23 protein-coding genes are annotated in these 19,186 nt (G+C 38.4%); 14 read left to right on the top strand and 9 right to left on the bottom strand.

Annotation, left to right across the window (positions count from 1 at the left end; all coding sequences use genetic code 11):
- Positions 1-206: 206 nt before the first annotated feature.
- Complete coding sequence (locus tag HCCG_RS01900) at positions 207-824, top strand: MraY family glycosyltransferase (protein WP_015453820.1); 618 nt, start codon at positions 207-209, stop codon at positions 822-824.
- Here HCCG_RS01900 and HCCG_RS01895 read toward each other — a convergent pair.
- The 9 genes from HCCG_RS01895 to HCCG_RS01855 all read right to left on the bottom strand — a co-directional run bounded on the left by HCCG_RS01895 (position 819) and on the right by HCCG_RS01855 (position 8,272).
- Complete coding sequence (locus HCCG_RS01895) at positions 819-1,421, bottom strand: recombinase family protein (RefSeq protein ID WP_002955690.1); 603 nt, start codon at positions 1,419-1,421, stop codon at positions 819-821. The genes HCCG_RS01900 and HCCG_RS01895 overlap by 6 nt on opposite strands.
- 27 nt (positions 1,422-1,448) lie before the next feature.
- The gene (locus tag HCCG_RS01890) at positions 1,449-2,477 is read right to left on the bottom strand and encodes a glycosyltransferase family 4 protein (protein ID WP_015453819.1); all 1,029 of its coding nucleotides are present in this window, start codon (positions 2,475-2,477) and stop codon (positions 1,449-1,451) included.
- A gap of 263 nt (positions 2,478-2,740) precedes the next feature.
- Positions 2,741-4,522, bottom strand: coding sequence for a TIGR03986 family type III CRISPR-associated RAMP protein (locus HCCG_RS01885; protein ID WP_002955687.1), 1,782 nt, complete (start codon positions 4,520-4,522; stop codon positions 2,741-2,743).
- Entirely contained in the window at positions 4,515-4,949 is a 435-nt protein-coding gene (locus HCCG_RS01880; RefSeq protein WP_015453818.1) for a TIGR04423 family type III CRISPR-associated protein, read from the bottom strand. Before HCCG_RS01880 ends, HCCG_RS01885 begins: the two co-directional genes overlap by 8 nt.
- Positions 4,930-5,724, bottom strand: coding sequence for an RAMP superfamily CRISPR-associated protein (locus HCCG_RS01875; protein WP_002955684.1), 795 nt, complete (start codon positions 5,722-5,724; stop codon positions 4,930-4,932). Before HCCG_RS01875 ends, HCCG_RS01880 begins: the two co-directional genes overlap by 20 nt.
- 15 nt (positions 5,725-5,739) lie before the next feature.
- Positions 5,740-6,843: a Cas10/Cmr2 second palm domain-containing protein gene (locus tag HCCG_RS01870; RefSeq protein WP_015453817.1), complete on the bottom strand. Its 1,104-nt coding sequence runs from the start codon at positions 6,841-6,843 to the stop codon at positions 5,740-5,742.
- A 12-nt stretch (positions 6,844-6,855) separates the two neighbouring features.
- The gene (locus HCCG_RS01865) at positions 6,856-7,134 is read right to left on the bottom strand and encodes a hypothetical protein (RefSeq protein WP_014667283.1); all 279 of its coding nucleotides are present in this window, start codon (positions 7,132-7,134) and stop codon (positions 6,856-6,858) included.
- A complete protein-coding gene (cas6, locus tag HCCG_RS01860) occupies positions 7,134-7,799 on the bottom strand; it encodes a CRISPR system precrRNA processing endoribonuclease RAMP protein Cas6 (protein WP_015453816.1) in 666 nt (221 codons plus the stop codon). The genes HCCG_RS01865 and cas6 overlap by 1 nt, the downstream gene beginning before the upstream one ends.
- Positions 7,800-7,948: 149 nt before the next feature.
- Complete coding sequence (locus tag HCCG_RS01855; protein WP_002955680.1) at positions 7,949-8,272, bottom strand: hypothetical protein; 324 nt, start codon at positions 8,270-8,272, stop codon at positions 7,949-7,951.
- 133 nt (positions 8,273-8,405) lie between these two features.
- Here HCCG_RS01855 and HCCG_RS01850 point away from each other — a divergent pair, with 133 nt between their 5' ends.
- The 13 genes from HCCG_RS01850 (at position 8,406) to HCCG_RS01800 (ending at position 19,164) form a co-directional block, all read left to right on the top strand.
- Positions 8,406-8,852, top strand: a complete 447-nt coding sequence (locus HCCG_RS01850) for a CRISPR-associated DxTHG motif protein (RefSeq protein WP_002955679.1) — start codon at positions 8,406-8,408, stop codon at positions 8,850-8,852.
- A 65-nt stretch (positions 8,853-8,917) separates the two neighbouring features.
- Positions 8,918-9,988, top strand: a complete 1,071-nt coding sequence (locus tag HCCG_RS01845) for a hypothetical protein (protein WP_002955678.1) — start codon at positions 8,918-8,920, stop codon at positions 9,986-9,988.
- A complete protein-coding gene (gene csx20, locus HCCG_RS01840; protein ID WP_002955677.1) occupies positions 9,985-10,380 on the top strand; it encodes a CRISPR-associated protein Csx20 in 396 nt (131 codons plus the stop codon). Before HCCG_RS01845 ends, csx20 begins: the two co-directional genes overlap by 4 nt.
- Positions 10,381-10,515: 135 nt before the next feature.
- Positions 10,516-10,665, top strand: coding sequence for a hypothetical protein (locus HCCG_RS11885; RefSeq protein WP_015453815.1), 150 nt, complete (start codon positions 10,516-10,518; stop codon positions 10,663-10,665).
- A gap of 52 nt (positions 10,666-10,717) precedes the next feature.
- Positions 10,718-11,551 carry a hypothetical protein gene (locus tag HCCG_RS01835; RefSeq protein ID WP_015453814.1) on the top strand — a complete coding sequence of 278 codons (834 nt, stop codon included), beginning with the start codon at positions 10,718-10,720 and terminating at the stop codon, positions 11,549-11,551.
- 49 nt (positions 11,552-11,600) lie between these two features.
- Positions 11,601-11,753: a truncated serine protease gene (locus HCCG_RS12775; protein ID WP_015453813.1), complete on the top strand. Its 153-nt coding sequence runs from the start codon at positions 11,601-11,603 to the stop codon at positions 11,751-11,753.
- Positions 11,754-11,802: 49 nt separating this feature from the next.
- A complete protein-coding gene (locus HCCG_RS01830) occupies positions 11,803-13,098 on the top strand; it encodes a S6 family peptidase (protein ID WP_015453812.1) in 1,296 nt (431 codons plus the stop codon).
- Between the two features lie 483 nt (positions 13,099-13,581).
- On the top strand, positions 13,582-13,986 hold the full coding sequence (locus tag HCCG_RS01825; protein ID WP_002955674.1) for an acyl-CoA thioesterase: 405 nt from the start codon (positions 13,582-13,584) through the stop codon (positions 13,984-13,986).
- 17 nt (positions 13,987-14,003) lie between these two features.
- On the top strand, positions 14,004-14,261 hold the full coding sequence (locus HCCG_RS01820; protein ID WP_002955673.1) for an HP0495 family protein: 258 nt from the start codon (positions 14,004-14,006) through the stop codon (positions 14,259-14,261).
- 10 nt (positions 14,262-14,271) lie between these two features.
- Positions 14,272-14,964, top strand: coding sequence for an MqnA/MqnD/SBP family protein (locus HCCG_RS01815; RefSeq protein ID WP_002955672.1), 693 nt, complete (start codon positions 14,272-14,274; stop codon positions 14,962-14,964).
- An 83-nt stretch (positions 14,965-15,047) separates the two neighbouring features.
- Positions 15,048-16,484: a COG3400 family protein gene (locus tag HCCG_RS01810; RefSeq protein ID WP_002955671.1), complete on the top strand. Its 1,437-nt coding sequence runs from the start codon at positions 15,048-15,050 to the stop codon at positions 16,482-16,484.
- Entirely contained in the window at positions 16,484-17,530 is a 1,047-nt protein-coding gene (gene aroB / locus HCCG_RS01805) for a 3-dehydroquinate synthase (protein WP_002955670.1), read from the top strand. The genes HCCG_RS01810 and aroB overlap by 1 nt, the downstream gene beginning before the upstream one ends.
- Positions 17,527-19,164, top strand: a complete 1,638-nt coding sequence (locus HCCG_RS01800; protein ID WP_015453811.1) for a mechanosensitive ion channel domain-containing protein — start codon at positions 17,527-17,529, stop codon at positions 19,162-19,164. Before aroB ends, HCCG_RS01800 begins: the two co-directional genes overlap by 4 nt.
- Positions 19,165-19,186: the final 22 nt, after the last annotated feature.

Genomic DNA, 19,186 nt, shown 5'->3' with positions numbered 1-19,186 from the left:
TTTTATAAGAATTTTAGAATATAGATACTTCGGCAAAAGTCTCAGTATGACAAGGTTTTAAAAGTATGGCAAGATTCTAAAATCGTAGGCTTTAAAAGATGAGATGTGTTAAGAGGGGCAGTCTAAAGGTTTTAAGAGATCTTAAGCTAGGTGGCTAGGCAAAATTAGCATAATGGCTTTGTATTGTATGGGCTTGTATAGATGTGATGATTTTTTTAGGTCTATTTTTTACCACATTTGCACTTGTAGGGGTGAGTAATGCGATTAATATTATTGATGGGTTTAATGGCTTAGCAAGTGGAGTGTGTTTGCTTATTTTAGCTGGGATTATGTATGTAGCCTATGATGTGAAAGATGTAGAGATTTTTTATTGTGCTTTGGTGCTGTTTTTTGGAATCTTGGGATTTTTTGTGTGTAACTTTCCTTTAGGTAAGATATTTTTAGGCGATGGTGGAGCGTATTTTTTAGGTTTTATATTGGGTATGCTTCTAGTCTTACTCACACAAAGACATACTGAATCTGTAAGTGCCTTTTTTGGATTAAGCATTATGATATATCCTGTATGGGAAGTGGTGTTTTCTATATGGAGACGCAAAAGGCTAAGGCGTAATGCCACAAGCCCAGATGATTTGCACCTCCACACGCTCATTTTCAAAATCTCACGCCACAATGTCGGCACTTCAAGCGTGATACTAGCCCTCCACATACCTATAGTGATTTTTAGCATTTATTTTCACGCACATACGCTTGTGCTGATTTGCGGTATTATGGGCTTTGTAGGGCTGTATATGCTCTGCTATTTTGCCCTATCAAAACGCCTATAACAACCCTAATCGCTTCAAAAAACAAGCTAGAGTTTTGCGATTGACATTGAATCTCTTAGCAATACGCACCATTGGTATGCGGTTTTGATACATTTTGATAATGCTGTCTTTATTTTCATAAAGCTTCAAAGACTGCAGTGGTGCTATCCCTCTTGGTCTGCCAAGCTTCCCGCCTTCACTCTTAATCCTAGATAATGCTTCCTTTGTGCGTTGGCTAATAAGATGTCGCTCAATCTCCACACTCAAGCTAAAAGCAAAGGTTAGCACTTTTGAATTGAGATTATCCCCTAGCTCGTAGTTTTCCTTGATAGAATAAATCGTAATGCCCCGCTCCATACATTGATGAAGCACACTCATAATCTGCAAAATGCTCCTGCCAAGTCGCGATATTTCAGCGATGATTAAACAATCCCCTTTCTGTGCTTTTTTAAGCAAGATTCCTAGCTGTCTATAATCAGGGCTAATAGCCCCACTCATCGTTTCTGCAATGACGCGATATGTGTGGATATTGCGTTGCTCACACCATTTTTGTATCTCAAAATATTGATTTTTCACACTCTGCTTGTGGCTTGACACCCTTAAATAAATATAGTGCATAGACTCTCCTTTTTTATTAAAGGAGCATTACATACCAAAACGGATTAATCTTGCATAAAAATAGCCATAAAGCAGGGCAAAAATCCCACAAAATGCCAAAAGCAGCCAAGTGTGCTGATAAAAACATACGCTCAACATCACAAAGGGCACATTGTAGGCAAGGAGAATAAGTGAAGTATTTTTATTAGAATGTGTAATGCGTTTAAAAACGAGCATATGCAAATGCACCTTATCTGGCTTTGTAGCGGACATTTTGCGTTTAAATCGCTTTCTCCATATAGAAAACACCACTTCCCATACAGGATATATCATAATGCTTAATCCAAAAAAGGCACTTACAGATTCAGTATGTCTTTGTGTGAGTAAGACTAAAAGCATACCTAAGATAAATCCTAAGAAATACGCTCCACCATCGCCTAAAAATATCTTACCTAAAGGAAAGTTACGCACAAAAAATCCCAAGATTCCAAAAAACAGCACCAAAGCACAATAAAAAATCTCTACATCTTTCACATCATAGGCTACATACATAATCCCAGCTAAAATAAGCAAACACACTCCACTTGCTAAGCCATTAAACCCATCAATAATATTAATCGCATTACTCACCCCTACAAGTGCAAATGTGGTAAAAAATAGACCGATAAGGTAGGGCAGAGTGAAACCAAGCGATAAATCTTTCAAATACACATCAATCCACGCACACACGCCAAATGCCGCCACACACTGCATAATGAGACGCATTTTTGGAGAAAGATTCCCACTAAAGTCTTCTATCAACCCACTTGCAAAGATAATGCCACTGCCAAGCAGGATAATCAGCGTTTGTGTGTTTATGCCTAAGCTTATTTGGGTAAAATATGCATACAATATAAGCAAAGCAAAGGCACTAAAGATTCCAATCCCACCAGCACGAGGCGTGGCTTGAGTGTGGAATCTTTGAGGTTTATGCGAAGTGCCACTATCTATAAAAACGCCAAATCGCCTAGAACTGACGATAATCCCAACGCACAACACAAAGCTTATAAAAAAGCTACTCAAAGCCCAAAGAAGCATACCTGTCTCCATATCTCCCCACATTCTATCTTTAGATAAATTTTATACAACAAAGTCGCGGATTATACATAAGCTTTGCTGAATTTCTACTGCTAGGAATTAGGGTATTTTTTATAAAATTTTGCCATGGGACTGTAACAATGTTGTATGGTTATGTTAGGAGAAATAAAAAGTAGAACCTAGTCAAAAAGTTTTAAAGATGGGCTAGAAAAAGGCTAGATTCTATGGTGGGGGAGCATATTGCAAGGTTTGTTTTTTAAGATTTAGTGTTTTTGCCCTTTTTGTGAAATTCTTATAGTGTTTTTAAATGCGTCATCTTTGTTTTTATGCTCTCTTGACTCATTGTAAGGTTTTGGAGCTTTGGGGTTAGGAGAGTTGTGATGATGATTGCGATGGGGGTTGTTGCCTCCATTATGACTATGGCGTTTGCCAAATTTGCTTTGATTTTCACTTTTTAATTTTGTAAATTCTTGTAGCTCCATATAGTCTAAATATTCATCGCTCGGCATTTGTTGAGAAACTTCTAAAAGGTCTTTAGCACTTTGAGAATTGATAGGATCATCGCCAAATTCTCTTTTCACAAAGTCAATATAGGCGTTTATATACTCTTGTGTATTTAGGCTTGTGTGGAGTTTGATATGGCAGTCGCCAAAGCCATAGGGCTTTGCCCCGCCGATTTTATAATAATGCTTATCTTGTAGGAATGTAAGGGCAAGGAGTAGCAAGCCTAACTCTTCTTTTTTGAGATTAAAATATCGGAGTGTGCCTGTGAAAGTCGTGCCTTTATCTAGGGGGATAATGTGTGAAAGTATGTTGCTATTGCCATTGCCCTTGTGATCCATAATATTGTGCCTTGGGACATAGAATTTAAAGCCGCTTAGCTTTGAATCTTGGTCATCATAGGTTTTAAAGAGTGTGTCTGGGGTTTGGTCTATGTAGTAGGGATAGAATGTCAGTCGTGGTGTGGAGAGAATGAGAGATTGTTTAGCAAAGGACTTTGGGCTGCCTTGGGCTTTAAAATGCGAAAAGCTAATGCGTCCTTTTAGGGCTTTATTTTCGTGGCTTTGTGTATCATCTCTCACAAAGCCAAAGATTCTATCCACGCAGTCAAGGTAGCTTTTGTTATATTCTGCTAGGCTTCTTGTGTAGAGGGCTTGTGTGGAGTTATCATAAGGGAGCTTATAGAGCATAGAAAGTCCAAAATGGCGGATTTGATTATTTTGTGTTTTTTGAAAAAAGATAGGCACTTTTTTGCCTTGCTTGATTTCTTGCTTCCACCTTTTTGTCCAATCCTTGCTTTCATTTGGTGTGCCGATGTAGTAGGCTTCTTGGAAAGTTTTGACTTGCTCGTTTGTGAGATTGTGGGTTTGGGTAATGGTGTGCGGGAATATAAACTCATTTTTTTTCTTACCAAAAAAGCCTGTAAGGATTATCGTGCCTTCTTTTAGATGTAGATTTTTATGTTGAAGTAGCTCGTATTTTGCGTGGGCTTGTTTATTTTTGAGATTTGCAATGAGTGATTTGCCAAATAACTGCTCCAATTTCTCGTAAGATATTTTGTGTTCTTTGGTAAGTGTGCCAATCTCGTCTATATACCATTTTTTTGATTTGACATAAAGCCAACCTATAAAAGTTTGATTTTGCTTCATTGCTTTTTTCTTATAGGCTGGATTGTTAATGTCCCTGCAAGAGAGTGTCTTATCATCTAAGCTCATTTTTGAAAAGCTTAGAATCGTAGCGATGGTGCGTATCATACCCCTGATAGATGAGCCGGGGATATAATAAGTGCCGTTGTGGTTAAAAAACTCTTGGGGTTTGTCTGTCTTATCGCTCTTATTTTTACCTGTATCATCTTGTTGTTTGCCCGTGCCATTGCCTACGAAAATGGGGCTTTTAGCCGTAATGGTAATATTGATTTGCCCACTTTGTGAATCTATGTAGGGCATATCAAAGCTTATGTCCTTGCCCTGCTTCTGCCCCCACGATGGATAAAAAATCTTATTATATGTTCGCACAAAGCGATAAGGTGCTGTTATATCAATCATTATTTTCTCCTTTTGTGAATCCGCTAAAGAGCGTGAAAGTAGGCATTAGCACATTAAAATCACAGCAAAGCTCATCTGCGACTTCCTGCCATATTTGCGTGATTTTGATTTGGCTGATGTTGCGTTTATGGGCTTGTGCGTTGACGAGAAACTCCACTTCACTCTTAGCACTCTTTTTAAAGTCTGCTAGATTCTTATCTAGCACATTAAAGCCATTATTGATTTGTGTAGCATTAATGCTTCGCTGTGTGGTGGGGCTGTATAGGCACATTTGGTGAATGAAGTTTTTGCCATTATGCAGGGCTTCCCATTGTGGCAGAGGCTCATTATCTAAAATGATAAAGTCTTTAGAATCTGATAGCTGGATATAGCCTTCAAAAGATTCTGTTAAATTTGCGTAGAATGCTTTAAAATCTGCTTGTGTCATAGTTCTCTCCATTTTTTGTAATACTCCCTTGGAAGTAGCCGTGTCCTTTTGAGCTTGCCCCACCTAGTGCTAAAAGTCCGTTGGCTATGTCGCATAAGGCGTGTTCAAAGGCTTCTAGGGCGGTTTTGTCTATGCCTTTTTCTAGCCAAATTTTGAGCTTGAAAGATTCTAGGGTATCTACCTTTTCTTGGAAAAGTGCACCATCTATCCCGCCACCGGTGAAGTTGTCAATCTTTATATGTGGGAATGTTTTACCCTTTGCTTTGTTGTAATACATATCTACAAGCAGAATCTTGCCCCTTGTGCGATTAAGCCCCATTCTTTTCATCTTTTTAAGAGCAGCACTCATCAATGACACAAACTCATTAGGGACATTTTCAATACTGCCATAAAGACTTAGCGGAATAACTACTTCAATCTCTCGCAAACTTCCACTTTCAGCTACACCTTTATCATTTATCTTTGTAGCGGATATAGAATCTACAAGCAAAAATTGATGATTATGCTTTAAAAGCTCCGCCCTTGTGCTAGATTCTATATAAGCATTGCTAAAGTAGCACATTCCGCGAGTTTCCCCCTGCTCCCCGAAGCATACTTTTGCAAACTCTCCCTCCGCATACTCACGCAATAAGCCCTTAAGCGTTTTACCCGGCACATAAGGGAAGCCCTGCCTATCCTTAATAACAGAGCTATCATATTTTGCCCCGCCACTTTGCCCACTGCCTAAATGCCAATAGTCTAAAAATGTGATTTTAAATGTGATATTGTGGCTCATTTTATCCCTCTTTTTTTAGTCTTGCACGGATAGAATTTGTAAAATATCATAAATGGGCGTTTTTTCTACATTGTCTATCACAAGAATGAGATTGGCTAAGCTTAGCTCTCTATGGAGTGTAGCAAGATTCTCACCTTTCCATTTGTCTTTAAAAATCTCTGCTATTCTTATGCTCTCTGCCTTAGCGTATTCTTTATTAAATTGTAGTGAGCTAAGCCAATCACGCAGCCGCCCCTTAGGCGAATTATCCTTTTTAAAATCTTGTATAAGAGATTTGAAAGCCTTAATGCTAGGCTTATTTTCAATATCCCTAAGATAATAAGGTCCAAAATCGCAACGCACACTATTGATACTAAGCTCTTCATCAAGGAATTGTGAGAAGCCCTCCACATACGAGCCTTGAATATTATGAAACATAAGGCAAGAGGGCGGGAGCTTAGGATTTATCTCTTTAGCATCTTTTTTGGCATAAGCACATAAATCTTCCGCTAGTTTCACCGCATAGAAAAAGGGAAATTTTTCATTACAATAGGCAATACCCGCACACGCAGTTAAGGAGCTTTGCTTATGTATATTTTGTGTGTTAGATTCAAAGTTTTCTAAAAATTTTTCACTCAAGTCTAAGGCGATATTAGCATTGCAAATAAGCGTTACATCATCGCCCCCTAGGATAATATCACGCAAGGCATTTTGATATGTGGGATTAGAATCTATGATAGATTCCAAGGTTTGCTTGTAGGCTTCCTTTGTCGCACTATCAAGCTTTTGTGAAAATGTCTTCATCTCATCTTTTTCTAATCCCCTTACAATGCCACCTAGCCCATTGCCATCAATGTGTATCACAGCAATTTTATTCTTTTTATTTTTTATAGCATTGATGTCTTGGGCTAGGGCTTTGTTTTTATTTACAGCTTCATTAAAGGCTTGAAGTTTTTGGTTTACGCTTGTATCAAACATTTCTTTTTTATTTGTCGCTAGCTTACTTGGAATCGCACTTAAGCCCTTGCGTGGATTTATCGCACAAATGCTAAGATGAGTATCTAAAGGCAGGGCGATTTTATTTCTTGCAATTTTTAGATTTTTCTCTAGCTTCGCACTTGCACTTTTATACTCATTCATCACAACGACACTTTAGGAGAGATTCACACCATAGGCACTTTGAAGAATCTTTTTTGGTAGATATTTGACGACCTTTTTTACATCAGATTCATTATCAAAAATCACTCGCAGATTCCCCGCAGCCTTGAGAATAACATCTGGCTCTGTGCTAAGATGAAACTCCGCTTTTAAATCTATCTCATCAAAAGTTTTGATAATCTCACTTGCCCCTACAATCTCTCTTAGCTTATTTGTTTTAAAAATAAATTCTTGCAGCCCCTGCAAGCTCGCTCCATACAAATATTGTCCCATTATATGACCTCCAATGTGATTTTGCCTAGTCCAAAGACGCATTGCTTCCCAACGCCTAGAATCTCGCCAATTTTAAGAATCTCATAAGTCTCTTTATTTAGACCTTGTAAAGTGATTTGCCCCATTATGCCTCCTAGATTCATTGTAGTTTTTTGGCGATTGCTTAGGCGGGTAAGCTCTTTAAAAAATAAGTCTCTCTCTGCTATCTCGCCACTTATTTGATGGGGGAATTTCTCATATTCACGCCCCAAAATCCGCACTTGCCTTTGATATATGGAATTGCCTATATCGTGTAAGGTTAAGTTTTGACTTTTTACAAAGACATTGTTTTGCTTCATTCTAAGCGGTGTGCGAAAATGTAATATCACATTTTGATGAAAATCTTGTATATCTATATGCTTTGTGTAAGAAGTAGGCAGAGATAGGCTCTTGTCCTTATAGCAGTTAATGTCATTCACAAATAAATCAAAATCTTTGATAATACGGCGTTCCTTGCCTAGCCCCTGCTCTGTTAGCATAAAGTGAAAGGCAGAGATAATAAGCGGGAGCGATTGTGTGGCTTCATTAAAGAGATAAAAGTTAAAGTCATAATACGCTTTGCCAAGCTCATAGTCAAAGCGGTAGGCGTGATAAGTGTTTTTATTTTCATAAAAGTCATAATACACACATTGCGATGAGGCATAGCAGTTATGACAGATTCTCTTTTAGTTAATACATACGATATGTTTTAACGCATAGCCCAAAGCTCCGCGAAGCTGTAAGCCGATAAAATATGGTGGCTTATGTTTAAAAATAATGCTGAGTTTTGTATATATCATAATGCGTAGTTAAACTTATCTCCCTCTTGTATATAGATATGAATCTTTCTTGCCCTCCACCCACTCTGCACGGCGACCATATTATCAAAAAATGCTTTCTCCCCCGTATAAGCGATTGAAAAATTACTCTCCCTATCAAGTGTGCCTAAGATTCCTAAAATTTCTGAACGCGTAACCTGCTTTCTTAAAATCTTAATGGGAATTTCTTGCTCCAAATTATCCCTATGGATAATAATACTGATTTTGTGATTATCTCTCCCGAACCTATACGCCACAATACCAAAAGTCCCAAGAGAGATAAAAGTGCTTATAATATTCATAGAATCCTTATAAAACTAAAACATAAGGCAGAGATTTTAATATAGGATTTTTAATGTTTATACTTTGTGATAAAGATTTGTTAAGATTTCATTCTACAATTTACAAGTCAAGCACATACAAAAAGGAATTGCAATGCTTATTATTATGATTTTAGGTATGGTTGGGATAAATAAAGATAGGCAAAAGAGCTTTGCCAAATACACAAGCCAAGACTTTAACATCATAGATAAAGAGTATAGCAACTCCACAGATGTGCTGTTAAGTAACTTCCCAAATGCCAAGTTTGAATTTATCACCACAAAAGAAGCCCTTGAGCGACAAAAACTTGTTTTTGATGATAGATTGGAGTATTTACACAAGCTAGAATCCCACGCCCACGAGTTAAAAAGCAATGATGATATAGATTTAGTGCTAAGAAAAGTGCTAGAGATTATCCAAACAAGCAAAGATTCTCACCAAAAGATTTTGCTAGACATCACCCACGGAATGCGTCATCAACCGCTTATGGCTGCCTTTGGTGCGACACTTGCGCGTGTTGATGTGAAAGCAGATATACAGTTCTCTATGCTAAAGAGATAAAGCCAAACAAGGAATATGAGTATATATTTTTAGATAAATACAGCGATTTAGGGATTAATGCGATTTTGCTAAATGGCTTTATCAGCACACTCAGTATGCCAAAGCTCCCCCATAGCCTAGAATTTATCCAAGATTTACAAAAGTTTAGCAATGACTTGCATACCAATGCCTTTTCCTCCCTCTTTCAAACAAGCAAAAAAACCCTAGAATCCTTACAAGATTTTCAAAAAGACTATCAAGCCCTAAGCTCTCTTACCCAAGAAATAGCTAAGATTCTCCATAGATTTGATAGGATACAAGACTTGCCAGAGTATCAGCAGTATTATGAAATCTCACATATTATGTTTGAAAAGCATTATTACCTTATCTCTGTAACTTATGCCTTTGAAGCTCTGCCAAAATACCTTATAGGTAAGTTCCAGCAGTGTGGCATTATGAAAGATGATGAGAGTTTAAGCCAATATGATAAAGCTCAAGCCATAAATCAATTTGTGCTAGAAAAAATAGCAAATTACAAGGTATTTGCCTATGACAAGGCGTGTTTTTATTACGACAAGCATAAAGCCGAGTTTGAGAATTTGAGAGAAATTTTAAGCAAACTCAAAGACATACGCAACAATCTCGTTCATATCAATGACAAAGAGCTAAGCGACAAAGGGCTTGATATAGCACAAGATTTACAAAACAATTACGCAAGATTCTATGATTTATGTATAAGACAGGATAGCTTTACGCAAATAGATATTGTTGTATATGATGTGGAGAAGTTGGGGCTAAGCATTTATGATTATTTTAATAGCACATTTGGGATTAAACTCTCTAAAATCTTTTTTAAGCAAATAGATGCGATGAAAAAGAAAAACTTCCCCATTCCCAAAACAAGCCCTTCAAAGTTTCAAAACTCCAAAAAAGCCCAAGCTCTTATTGCATTACTTGCGAGTTTTGATGATAATACAGAATACTTGAGCCTAGAGCAAGGCAGGGCATTTGATGAGATTCTAAACCCACCACCTAAAAAGCCCACACAAACACATAGTCCAAAATACAGCCCAACACAAAAGCCCATACAGCAAGATTCACAAACCTCCGCCCAAAAGCTTAATCAGCACTTCAAAGGCACAAGGATAGATAAATGAAGCTTTTTACCCTGCTTAATCACAGCCTAACCCAAGAGCAACTCGCACAGATTCACACCCTTAACATTACAGAGATAATAAGCCTCAACACAGAATCCACTCTAGATTCTAGTAGCGGGGGTTTATGGGGGCAGATTCCACCAGAGATAGCAGATATCTCCCCACTGCTTCAGCCTTATAAACAAGCCTTACAAGCTCAATCTAGCAAGGGTGATTATCTATTCGTGCAAGGGGATTTTGGGGCGACTTACGCAATGGTAGAATACGCTAAATCACTAGGGCTTATTGCCATTTATGCTACGACTTTGCGAAAATCTAAGGAAATATTAAACAAAGATGGCTCTATAACAAAGCAAAATGTCTTTAAGCATTGTATTTTTAGAAAATACTAAGCTAAATGCTCTCTTTGGAGTTGCGGATTCTGCGTGGATTTGGCAGGTTATCCCATTTTATTCGTAACAGAAAAATGCTAAAATACATGATTTATTTTCTGTAACAATAAGATTTTTTTAAGGAATTTAATCATTATGAGATATGCAAACAGCGGAAAATTTGGCGTTGCAATTGTGCTATCAGCGATACTTTTGAGTGGGCTAAACGCACAAATTATCTATACAGATAAGTTTTTCTACCGCGATTTTTTGGACTTAGGACAGAATAGGGGGGGGGGCTTTTAGTGCTGGGGCGGAAAATGTCGTTATCCACTCTAGCAAAACCCCGGGTATTTCTATGAGCTTTGAAGCCCCTATTATTGATCAATCTGCTAGAAGTAATAATGGTAACTCAACTTCACTTGGTAGGAACTTTGCTATTACCGCCACACACATGAATACCATTACAGACCCAAGCTCAACAGCCACAAACGAACTCAAATGGGGCAACACTCTCTATGCCACGCAAACAAACAAGCCACAGCAATCAGGCAACAATGGGCTTGATGTGAAGTTTTTGCGGTATCGCAAATATATCGTAGAAGGGCAGACAGAGATTTTTGACACGAGCCTACCGCTAACAAACGGAAGGACTTCAAAGCCTAATGAAACAGACCAAAAACAGAATCTAGAAACTTTGAAAAACGCCCTAGAAGCCTATAAAAAAGCTGATGGCAGTATCCTTGCGTTTCAAGCTGGGCAGGGGCTACTTAGCATAAGGGGCGGAGATGGCACAAGCTTTAATAGTGCGGGGATAAGCGACTTGACAGGGCTTCGCGGTGGGAGCTTTGGGGAATTGTGGGACAATATGCTGTATGGAGAATCTTCGGTGAAAAATTATGGCTTACAAGTAACGGTGGGCTTAACCAACGACTTTTACAACGCCATAACAAGCGGTGATAGCGGGACAGGATTCTGCATCTATAACAAAAAACGAGCAAAAGTAGGTTTTGCTTGGGGTAACCTCCACAGCACCGGGCAATGGGGAGCATCAAATATCGCTGTGGCGACTAAAAAGGACTTTGAAGCGTATCAAAAAGAATACGAACAGGAAATTGACTTAAAAAATGCTGGCAATGGTGGCAGTAATGGCAAATTGACTTTAAGAATGGGGAATAGGCTTTATCAATAACGAAACCGGCGTAGATGATGCTCTGCATAAAGTCGGCAAAGGCACACTAGTGATACAAACCAAATACACAACAACCCCAAATGATAATAAATACGGCTATCTCCGCGTAGGCGATGGCAAGGTGATTTTCAATACAGAACATCAAGTGTTTAAAGGTGTGTATCTTACAAGTGGGCGTGGGACTTTAGAGCTAACAAAATAAGGCTCAAGCTTTTGGTGCGGTTAAGGATACTTCACCGATAGATTCTAAATTGCCACATCATTTTAAGCTAGAGCAAAATAAAGCCGATGAGCTGGGAATCTACTTTGGCAATGGCGGTGGGAACTTAGACTTAAAAGGCAATAGTCTCACGCTTAATACTATCTCAAGCAATGATTCTCGTGCAAATATTATCAATACTGATACAGATGGAAATAATCCTAGCTATATCACTATTGAAGGCTTGGGGTATGATGATTCTAAGAAAAAGACAAACCAAAAAGCGGATACCATTATCCACGCAAGTTTTGGGCAAAGCACAGATTCTAAAAGTCCTAATACCGATAAAAATAACAATATAAACCTTATCTACAAGGGCGATGATAGCAAGGGTATCGATGATAAAGACAAAGCCGCATTAGTCTTTGATGGGAATGTCAATGTCAAGGGGCTAGAAGTGGATAATGGCAAAGTCGTGCTACAAGGACACCCTACAACTCACGCGTATATTAGAGAAGATTTAATGGTAAGAATTGGCAATCAAACAAAAAAACTTTTAGATTTGGTAAAAACGGCGGAGGGAAGCGATTTGCCCGACTGGGATCATAGGACATTTAAAATCGGCACGATTGATTTGCAAAACTCTCGGCTTAATGTGGGGCGTGAGGCGACTTTGGAGGGGAATATCAAGGCGGATTCTAGCTCGGCTATAAACTTTGGCGGGGATATAGAGCATTATATTGATAAAAAAGACGGCGAAAACACCACAGGCAATGGCTTTGAGTATCAGCAAATCGCAGAGAAGAAAAAGCTAGAAGAAGAAACGCAGAAAATCGCAAATCAAACTATCCACTTTAAAGGCAGTATTGAAGCGGACGGCACAAAAATCAACTCAAGCATTTATGACTTTAATGCCAAGCTTGATTTAAAAAATAATGCGAGTTTGAATGCAGACTTTTTAACACTTGATAGAGAGACGAATAAAACCGGTGCGATTCTATCGATGAATAATAGCAATGCGGAAGTGAAGAATCTTATCTTTAAAGGGCTTAAAAACACCACGAACGACACAGATTTTTACTCAAAGAGACAGATAGTTTTGAATCTATGCTTAAACCGGTGGGACTTTTTAGTATCGGCTATAATGGCATTGGCGAGACAACAGGCATTTAATGCCTTTAATGTGGGCTTGGGTGCTGGGGTGGAATATGCCCTTGTAGGTAAGAAAACTTCCTATACTTTTTCGCTTTTGGCTAAGCAAAATGTGTATAGCTCGGCAAATCAGGTTTTTGTAACTTTGAGTAACGCCCAAAACTTTATCGGCTATGAGATTAACCCACAGCTTTAACCTTTCAGCTTGGCTTTGTGGGGACAAAGCAGTTTGATAAAGGCTTTGCCGTTGCAATATGGGCTTACGGGTATGAGTGATATACAAGGCGGATTTGGTGGCAAGGGCGATATAAGGCTTGAGTATAAATTTTAGGGATTTTGGGGAGCAAGGGAGTGGAGCGACTTACGCTTAAAGTATATCTTTAAGCGTGTTAAATTAAATCGCGTGAAACGCAAACCTATAAAAGCGTTGTAGGGGTGGGGGGATATATAAGGGGGAGCAAGTAGCACGACTACGAGCCGACTTCGCGTGTAGCGAAGCAAACCCACACTTGTAAATTCAAGCCCCTCCCCCTTATAAGAATAAAAAAAACAAACAAAAAATAAAACATTTCACTGCAATTTTTTAAGAAAAACTCACAATAATAACTTTAAGATTGTAAAAATGGCGTAGAATAAGGTGCTTAAAAAGTGGAAAAGCTAAGATGATAAAGGATAGGGAATGCAGAACTATCAGGTAAGAATCTACTTTGAAGATACGGATTGTGGGCAGATTGTCTATCATACAAACTATATAAAATATTGCGAGCGGGCAAGGAGTGAGCTATTTTTTTCTCAAGGGTTAAAGCCATTTTTAGGCGATAGTGGCTTTGTGTTAAAAAGCTTAAAAGCGGATTTTTGCTCTAGTGCGAGGCTTGGGGATTTGCTAGAGGTAAGAAGTGAGCTAAAAGAGATGAAAAATGCCTCTGTGATAATGCAACAAGATATTTATAGAATCTACAATGCCTTAGAGAATAGGCAATGTGATGAGCTTGTGTTTAAGGGTGAGATTACACTTGCTTTTGTTGATGTGAAAAATGGGAAGATTGCCAAGATTCCACAGCAAATGCGTGAAGTGCTTGTTTAAGCTTAAGGGGAGTAAGAATGAATCTTGATTTACAAAAGCCAAATATTACCTATCCGTGTAAGTGGGAGTATCGCATTATAGGGAAAGATGAGAAAAAGCTACGGGAGCTTATTTTTGAGATTATGCCGCGTGAATATGAGATAAAGTTTGGCAAGAACTCCGCACAAGGACATTATGTGAGCTTGTATGTGGAGCTTGTGGTGCAAAGTGAAAATGAACGCAATGAGATTTTTAGTGCGTTACAAAAAAGCCAAGAAGTCAAAATGGTGCTATAAGGGGGTAAGCGTGAGGTTTGGTAAGATTGCTTATCTTAATCTTTTGCCTTTTGATGTATTTATTAAAAAATACCCTACGCCTTGTTATTTTAAGACTTTTTTGGGGCTTAGGAAGTCCTATCCTGCGAGATTGAATAAGGATTTTTTATATAAAAGAATTGATGCGGGGTTTATCTCATCTATTGCTGGGTATGAATCTATGCGTTTAAATAAGGCTACAAATGCTGGGATTATCGCTAGGGGTGCGGTGTGGAGCGTAATAGCTATACATAATCCAAAACAAAAAGATGACTATCAATCTGCTTCATCAAATGCGTTAGCCAAAGTGCTTGATGTGAGGGGGGAAATTCTCATTGGCGATAGGGCATTAGCCTATAAGCTAAGCCATAATGAAAATAGCTATATAGATTTGGGGCAGAAGTGGTGGGACGCTCATCATCTAGGCTTTAGTTTCGGGCGGCTGTGTTTCAATAAAAATGCGAAGTTTTACACAACAATGGCTCAAAGCTTTGTCAATAAACGCATAAAGATTCCACACTATATTTTGCAGCAAAGGGCGATAGAATCTGGTATTGCTAAAAAGGACATTTTGGCATATTTGGAGCATATCCATTACAAAATAGGCAAAAAGGAAAAACTCGCCCTTAGTCGTTTCTATGCTAAACTCCGCTTGAAAGGCATAAAAAAGCCAAGCCGTTTTTAAAAAGCTTTGGTTATCACTTCTTGGTTATAATGCTAGGCTTTAATCAAAGTAAGATTTTAAGATTCCAAAGCAAAAGGGTATGTGTGAAAAAAACTCTCGTCATCGCACAAGGTGATATAGCAAAGATTTTCCTTGATAGTATTTTGGATAAATATTTTAGCAATGATTATTATATTGTCATCTCAAAAGATATGTGCTTTATCCCGGAGAAAATCCCAAGCTCATTTGAATTTCATACTTTTGACTATACTTCTGCGTTTAGGATTTCACAAGTTTATAATGAAGAGATTTATAATATTTTTCTTGTGCTTGATGATGAGAGTGAGATTCTAGCTACTTATGAGATTTTAAGAGAGTTAAATAAAAAGACACGCATTGTTACTTCCCTTGCGTTAGAGAAGTACACACAAGCGATGAAAGATGATAAGAATCTTATTGTGCTTAATCAAAGGCAGATTATTGCCAATAAATTTATTGAGCGACTGCCAAATGTCCCGCTTATCCCGCGTAGCTTTGGCTTGGGGCAGGGGGAGATTATGGAAGTGGGTGTGCCTTCTGGCAGTATTTTTGCCTATCGGCATATAGGCTCAATCCAGCAGAGAAAATGGCGTATAGTGGGCGTGTATAGACGCGGGGAGCTGCTTTTAAGCTCACATTCTGTGGTGATTCGGCCAAATGATAGTTTGCTGATTGTGGGTGATCCAAAAATACTAAATGATGTGTATATGCAGATTAAAAGCGATATAGGGCAGTTTCCCGCACCTTTTGGGCGTGATATATTTTTGTATGTGGATATGTCGCTATCAAACGAGCATAGAATCTATAATGATGTACAAAATGCCCTTTTTCTCAATGAGAAGCTTAAAAACAACAAGCTTTTTATACATATCTTAAAGCCGAGCAATTTTGATTTGCTTGATAAAATTAAGGCTTTAGAATCTAAAAATGTTGAAGTGTGGGTGGATTACACAAATGCGAATTTTAGGGAGAAAATCGCTAAAGATTCACAAAAACGCTTTGGGTTAGTTATTATCAATCAAGATATTTTTGCTTTACGCAGAAACCGCAGGGCGTTGTTTGAGCTTTCTATCCCTGTGTTAAAGACAGGCTGGGAGCATATAGATGAGTGTAAAAAAAGCTTTGTAGTGTTAAGTGAAAATATGGCAAATACTGAAAATGTCGCTTCTGTGGTGTTTGATATATCAAAGCAGTTAAATTTAGAAGTTGATGTGTATGACTATGACACAGATGGCTCATATCATAATGAGATTATGCAAAGCTATGAGGAACTCTCTAGAATCTATGAACGCAAGCTCAATACTATACAAACAGATTCTAAAAATCCCATATCTTATATCCAAGATAGCTTTACACCTTATTTGTGTTTCGTGCCTTTTGAACGCAATATTGCCAAAACAAAGACTTTTGCCTTTACTTCAACAGATGTGCATAAAATCGCCTCTATGAATAATAAAAATCCTCAAATTTTTATCCCACTTCCCCAAAAACAAGGCTCATAATGACAACATTGCAGATACAAACGCCACATTCCACCTATCCTATCCATATAGGCAAGCTCCCCACAATCGCCCACGCCCACAAGGTGCTGATAGTCTCAAATCCCAAAGTAGCGGGATTATATCTCTCTCAAGTATTACAAAGCCTTGAATCTAAAGAAGTGTATGTGTGTATTGTGCCTGATGGGGAGCAGTATAAAAATATGCAAAGTGTGGAATATATCCTTGAATGTGCCTTTTCTCATAGGCTTGATAGAAAATCGCTGATGATTGCCCTAGGCGGTGGTGTCATAGGGGATATGGTGGGCTTTGTAAGCGGGATTTACCAAAGGGGGATTGACTTTATACAGATTCCTACGACTTTGCTTTCTCAAGTAGATGCGTCTGTGGGTGGTAAAACGGGCATTAATAATGAGTTTGGCAAGAATCTTATAGGGCTTTTTCATCAGCCAAAGGCAGTGTATATTGATCCACATTTTTTACAGACTTTATCTTTAAGAGAGTTTGGGGCTGGAGTGGCAGAGATTATAAAAATGGCGGTGTGCTTTGATAAGGAGTTTTTTGCGTATTTGCAAAATCACACTTTGAATCTGCAAGATACGCAAAGCCTTGTATATGCTATCACTCAAGCGGTAAGCATTAAGGCAAAGGTAGTCAGCAGTGACGAAAAAGAGAAGGGCATTAGGGCTGCGTTAAATTATGGGCATACTTTTGGACACGCGATTGAAAATCTTACGGATTATAAGCGGTATTTGCACGGCGAGGCGGTTAGCATTGGTATGTGTATGGCAAATGCACTTGCTTATGAGCTAGGATTCTTACAAGATAATGAGGTGGAGGCGATAAAAAATCTGCTTGAAAGGTATGATTTACCGACATTTTTTGAAATTGGCAATGTGTTGGGCTTTTATGAAAAATTTTATTTGGATAAAAAGAGTGCGGATTCTAAGATTATGTTTATTTTGCCAAAGGGGCTTGGCGATGTGGCTTTGTGTGAAGATGTGCCAAAGCAAAAAGTGCTTAGGATTCTAAGTGAGTTTGAAAAATGAAAAAAGTCTTTGTGTTATTTGTGCTGTGGCTGTTGTGCTGTTGTGCGGTGCTACTAGCGGAGAAAACGCCAAAGCAAGAGCAGGATTTTGGAATCACGCAATTACAAAAAGAGCTAGAAGCTATTGATACGAAGTTTGAAAGCAGTGAGAATGTGTGGCTAAAGCATTATGTGAGCTTGGAAAATTATAATGAGATTACAAATGAGATTACCGCACTTCAAAAGGAGCTAGAATCTCATTATACAAATCCTCCGCGTTCTTTAACGCATCGCCTTGAGACATTGCAAAGGCAGCAGGACTTACTCAAAGAATATGCTAAACACCCTTATGGCTCACTGCTAGAAGCCAAAAATATGGAAGAGATTCCACAAATTACAAATCCTTTTTTAATCCTATCGGGCTATTCTTTTATCAAACAAATTGATGAGCAGAAAAACGCCCTTGTGGCAAACCAAGAGAGTTTAGAATCTTTGCTAGAGCTTGTAAGGGAAAAATATAGAATCTTAAATCAGCTCTCTTTTGTGGATAAATCTGTTGCGGTGGCAGATAAGATTGTGCGGATTCAAACAATGCTAGAGGAGCTAGAGGGTGCACAAAGGATTCTAGCTACTTCTATGGATTTGTATAATCAAGAATCCCAAAGCACAATTTTAAAGCTTAAACATCAAATCAAAGCACAATTTTTAAAGACGATATATATTGGCATAGCCGTGCTGATTACGATACTTTTAGCCTTTTTATTAAAGCTCACTTTACGCAAATATATCCTTGATACCGATAGAATCTACACCGCAAGTAAGGTTATAAACTTTTTAAATATCACTATTATTGTGCTTATTTTGCTCTTTGCTTATATGGAGAATGTCAGCTATCTCGTGGCGATTGTGGGCTTTGCCTCGGCTGGTTTGGCTATTGCTATGAAAGATTTATTTATGAGTGTGCTGGGGTGGTTTGTAATTGTCCTAGGTGGAAGTGTGCATGTAGGTGATAGGGTGCGTGTGTGTAAAGATGGTAGTGTTTATGTGGGTGATGTGCTTGATATTTCAATGCTTAGAATTACTATTTTTGAAGATGTAACGCTTACAAGCTATATGGAAAATCGCCGTGCTGGACGCATTATCTTTATCCCAAATAATTATATTTTTACAACAATGTTTGCTAACTACACGCACGGAGGGCTAAAAACCGTGTGGGACGGGATAGACTTTACCATTACTTTTGATAGCAATTACAAAAAAGCCCTTAAAATCGCCACAGACACGGGCAAAAAATACGCTAAAGGCTATACAGAAATGGTGCGACAGCAGGTGCATCGTATGCGTGATAAGTATTCTTTGAGAAATCCAAACTTGGAAGTAAGAAGCTATTGTATGATTGAGCCAAATGGGCTTAGAATCTCTATGTGGTATCAAACAAACGCCTATGCGACTTTAGCGTTGCGTAGCACCATTTCGGGCGAGATGATGGAGCAGATTCTTAAAGAAGATGATATACATATTGCTTACCCCACAAGCAAGGTTGTTACTTCGGCAAATGATGGCATTGGCAATAAGGATAAAAAGATTGATGAAGCAAATGTGGAGAATCTTGCCCTGTTTGGTGGGGCGGTGGCGGATTCTAAAGAGAATGTGTAGATTCTAAGCGGCAAATGTAGAT

This window comes from Helicobacter cinaedi CCUG 18818 = ATCC BAA-847, from assembly GCF_000155475.1.
In the GTDB taxonomy this organism is placed as follows: Bacteria; Campylobacterota; Campylobacteria; order Campylobacterales; family Helicobacteraceae; genus Helicobacter_C; species Helicobacter_C cinaedi.
Note: the sequence above shows the minus strand (reverse complement) of the source record. Positions and strands in the feature narration are given on the sequence as shown.

What these genes read in the sequence shown, in the direction of transcription:
- HCCG_RS01835 (WP_015453814.1), top strand. Translation starts at nt 10,718, where the DNA reads ATGAGCTTTGAAGCCCCTATTATTGATCAATCTGCTAGAAGTAATAAT.
- HCCG_RS01900 (WP_015453820.1), top strand. Translation starts at nt 207, where the DNA reads ATGATTTTTTTAGGTCTATTTTTTACCACATTTGCACTTGTAGGGGTG.
- csx20 (WP_002955677.1), top strand. Translation starts at nt 9,985, where the DNA reads ATGAAGCTTTTTACCCTGCTTAATCACAGCCTAACCCAAGAGCAACTC.
- HCCG_RS01890 (WP_015453819.1), bottom strand. Translation starts at nt 2,477, where the DNA reads ATGCTTCTTTGGGCTTTGAGTAGCTTTTTTATAAGCTTTGTGTTGTGC.
- HCCG_RS01880 (WP_015453818.1), bottom strand. Translation starts at nt 4,949, where the DNA reads ATGACACAAGCAGATTTTAAAGCATTCTACGCAAATTTAACAGAATCT.
- HCCG_RS01875 (WP_002955684.1), bottom strand. Translation starts at nt 5,724, where the DNA reads ATGAGCCACAATATCACATTTAAAATCACATTTTTAGACTATTGGCAT.
- HCCG_RS01800 (WP_015453811.1), top strand. Translation starts at nt 17,527, where the DNA reads ATGAAAAAAGTCTTTGTGTTATTTGTGCTGTGGCTGTTGTGCTGTTGT.
- HCCG_RS01870 (WP_015453817.1), bottom strand. Translation starts at nt 6,843, where the DNA reads ATGAATGAGTATAAAAGTGCAAGTGCGAAGCTAGAGAAAAATCTAAAA.
- HCCG_RS01895 (WP_002955690.1), bottom strand. Translation starts at nt 1,421, where the DNA reads ATGCACTATATTTATTTAAGGGTGTCAAGCCACAAGCAGAGTGTGAAA.
- HCCG_RS01865 (WP_014667283.1), bottom strand. Translation starts at nt 7,134, where the DNA reads ATGGGACAATATTTGTATGGAGCGAGCTTGCAGGGGCTGCAAGAATTT.
- HCCG_RS01820 (WP_002955673.1), top strand. Translation starts at nt 14,004, where the DNA reads ATGAATCTTGATTTACAAAAGCCAAATATTACCTATCCGTGTAAGTGG.
- HCCG_RS01850 (WP_002955679.1), top strand. Translation starts at nt 8,406, where the DNA reads ATGCTTATTATTATGATTTTAGGTATGGTTGGGATAAATAAAGATAGG.
- HCCG_RS01885 (WP_002955687.1), bottom strand. Translation starts at nt 4,522, where the DNA reads ATGATTGATATAACAGCACCTTATCGCTTTGTGCGAACATATAATAAG.
- HCCG_RS01825 (WP_002955674.1), top strand. Translation starts at nt 13,582, where the DNA reads ATGCAGAACTATCAGGTAAGAATCTACTTTGAAGATACGGATTGTGGG.
- HCCG_RS11885 (WP_015453815.1), top strand. Translation starts at nt 10,516, where the DNA reads ATGAGATATGCAAACAGCGGAAAATTTGGCGTTGCAATTGTGCTATCA.
- HCCG_RS01855 (WP_002955680.1), bottom strand. Translation starts at nt 8,272, where the DNA reads ATGAATATTATAAGCACTTTTATCTCTCTTGGGACTTTTGGTATTGTG.
- aroB (WP_002955670.1), top strand. Translation starts at nt 16,484, where the DNA reads ATGACAACATTGCAGATACAAACGCCACATTCCACCTATCCTATCCAT.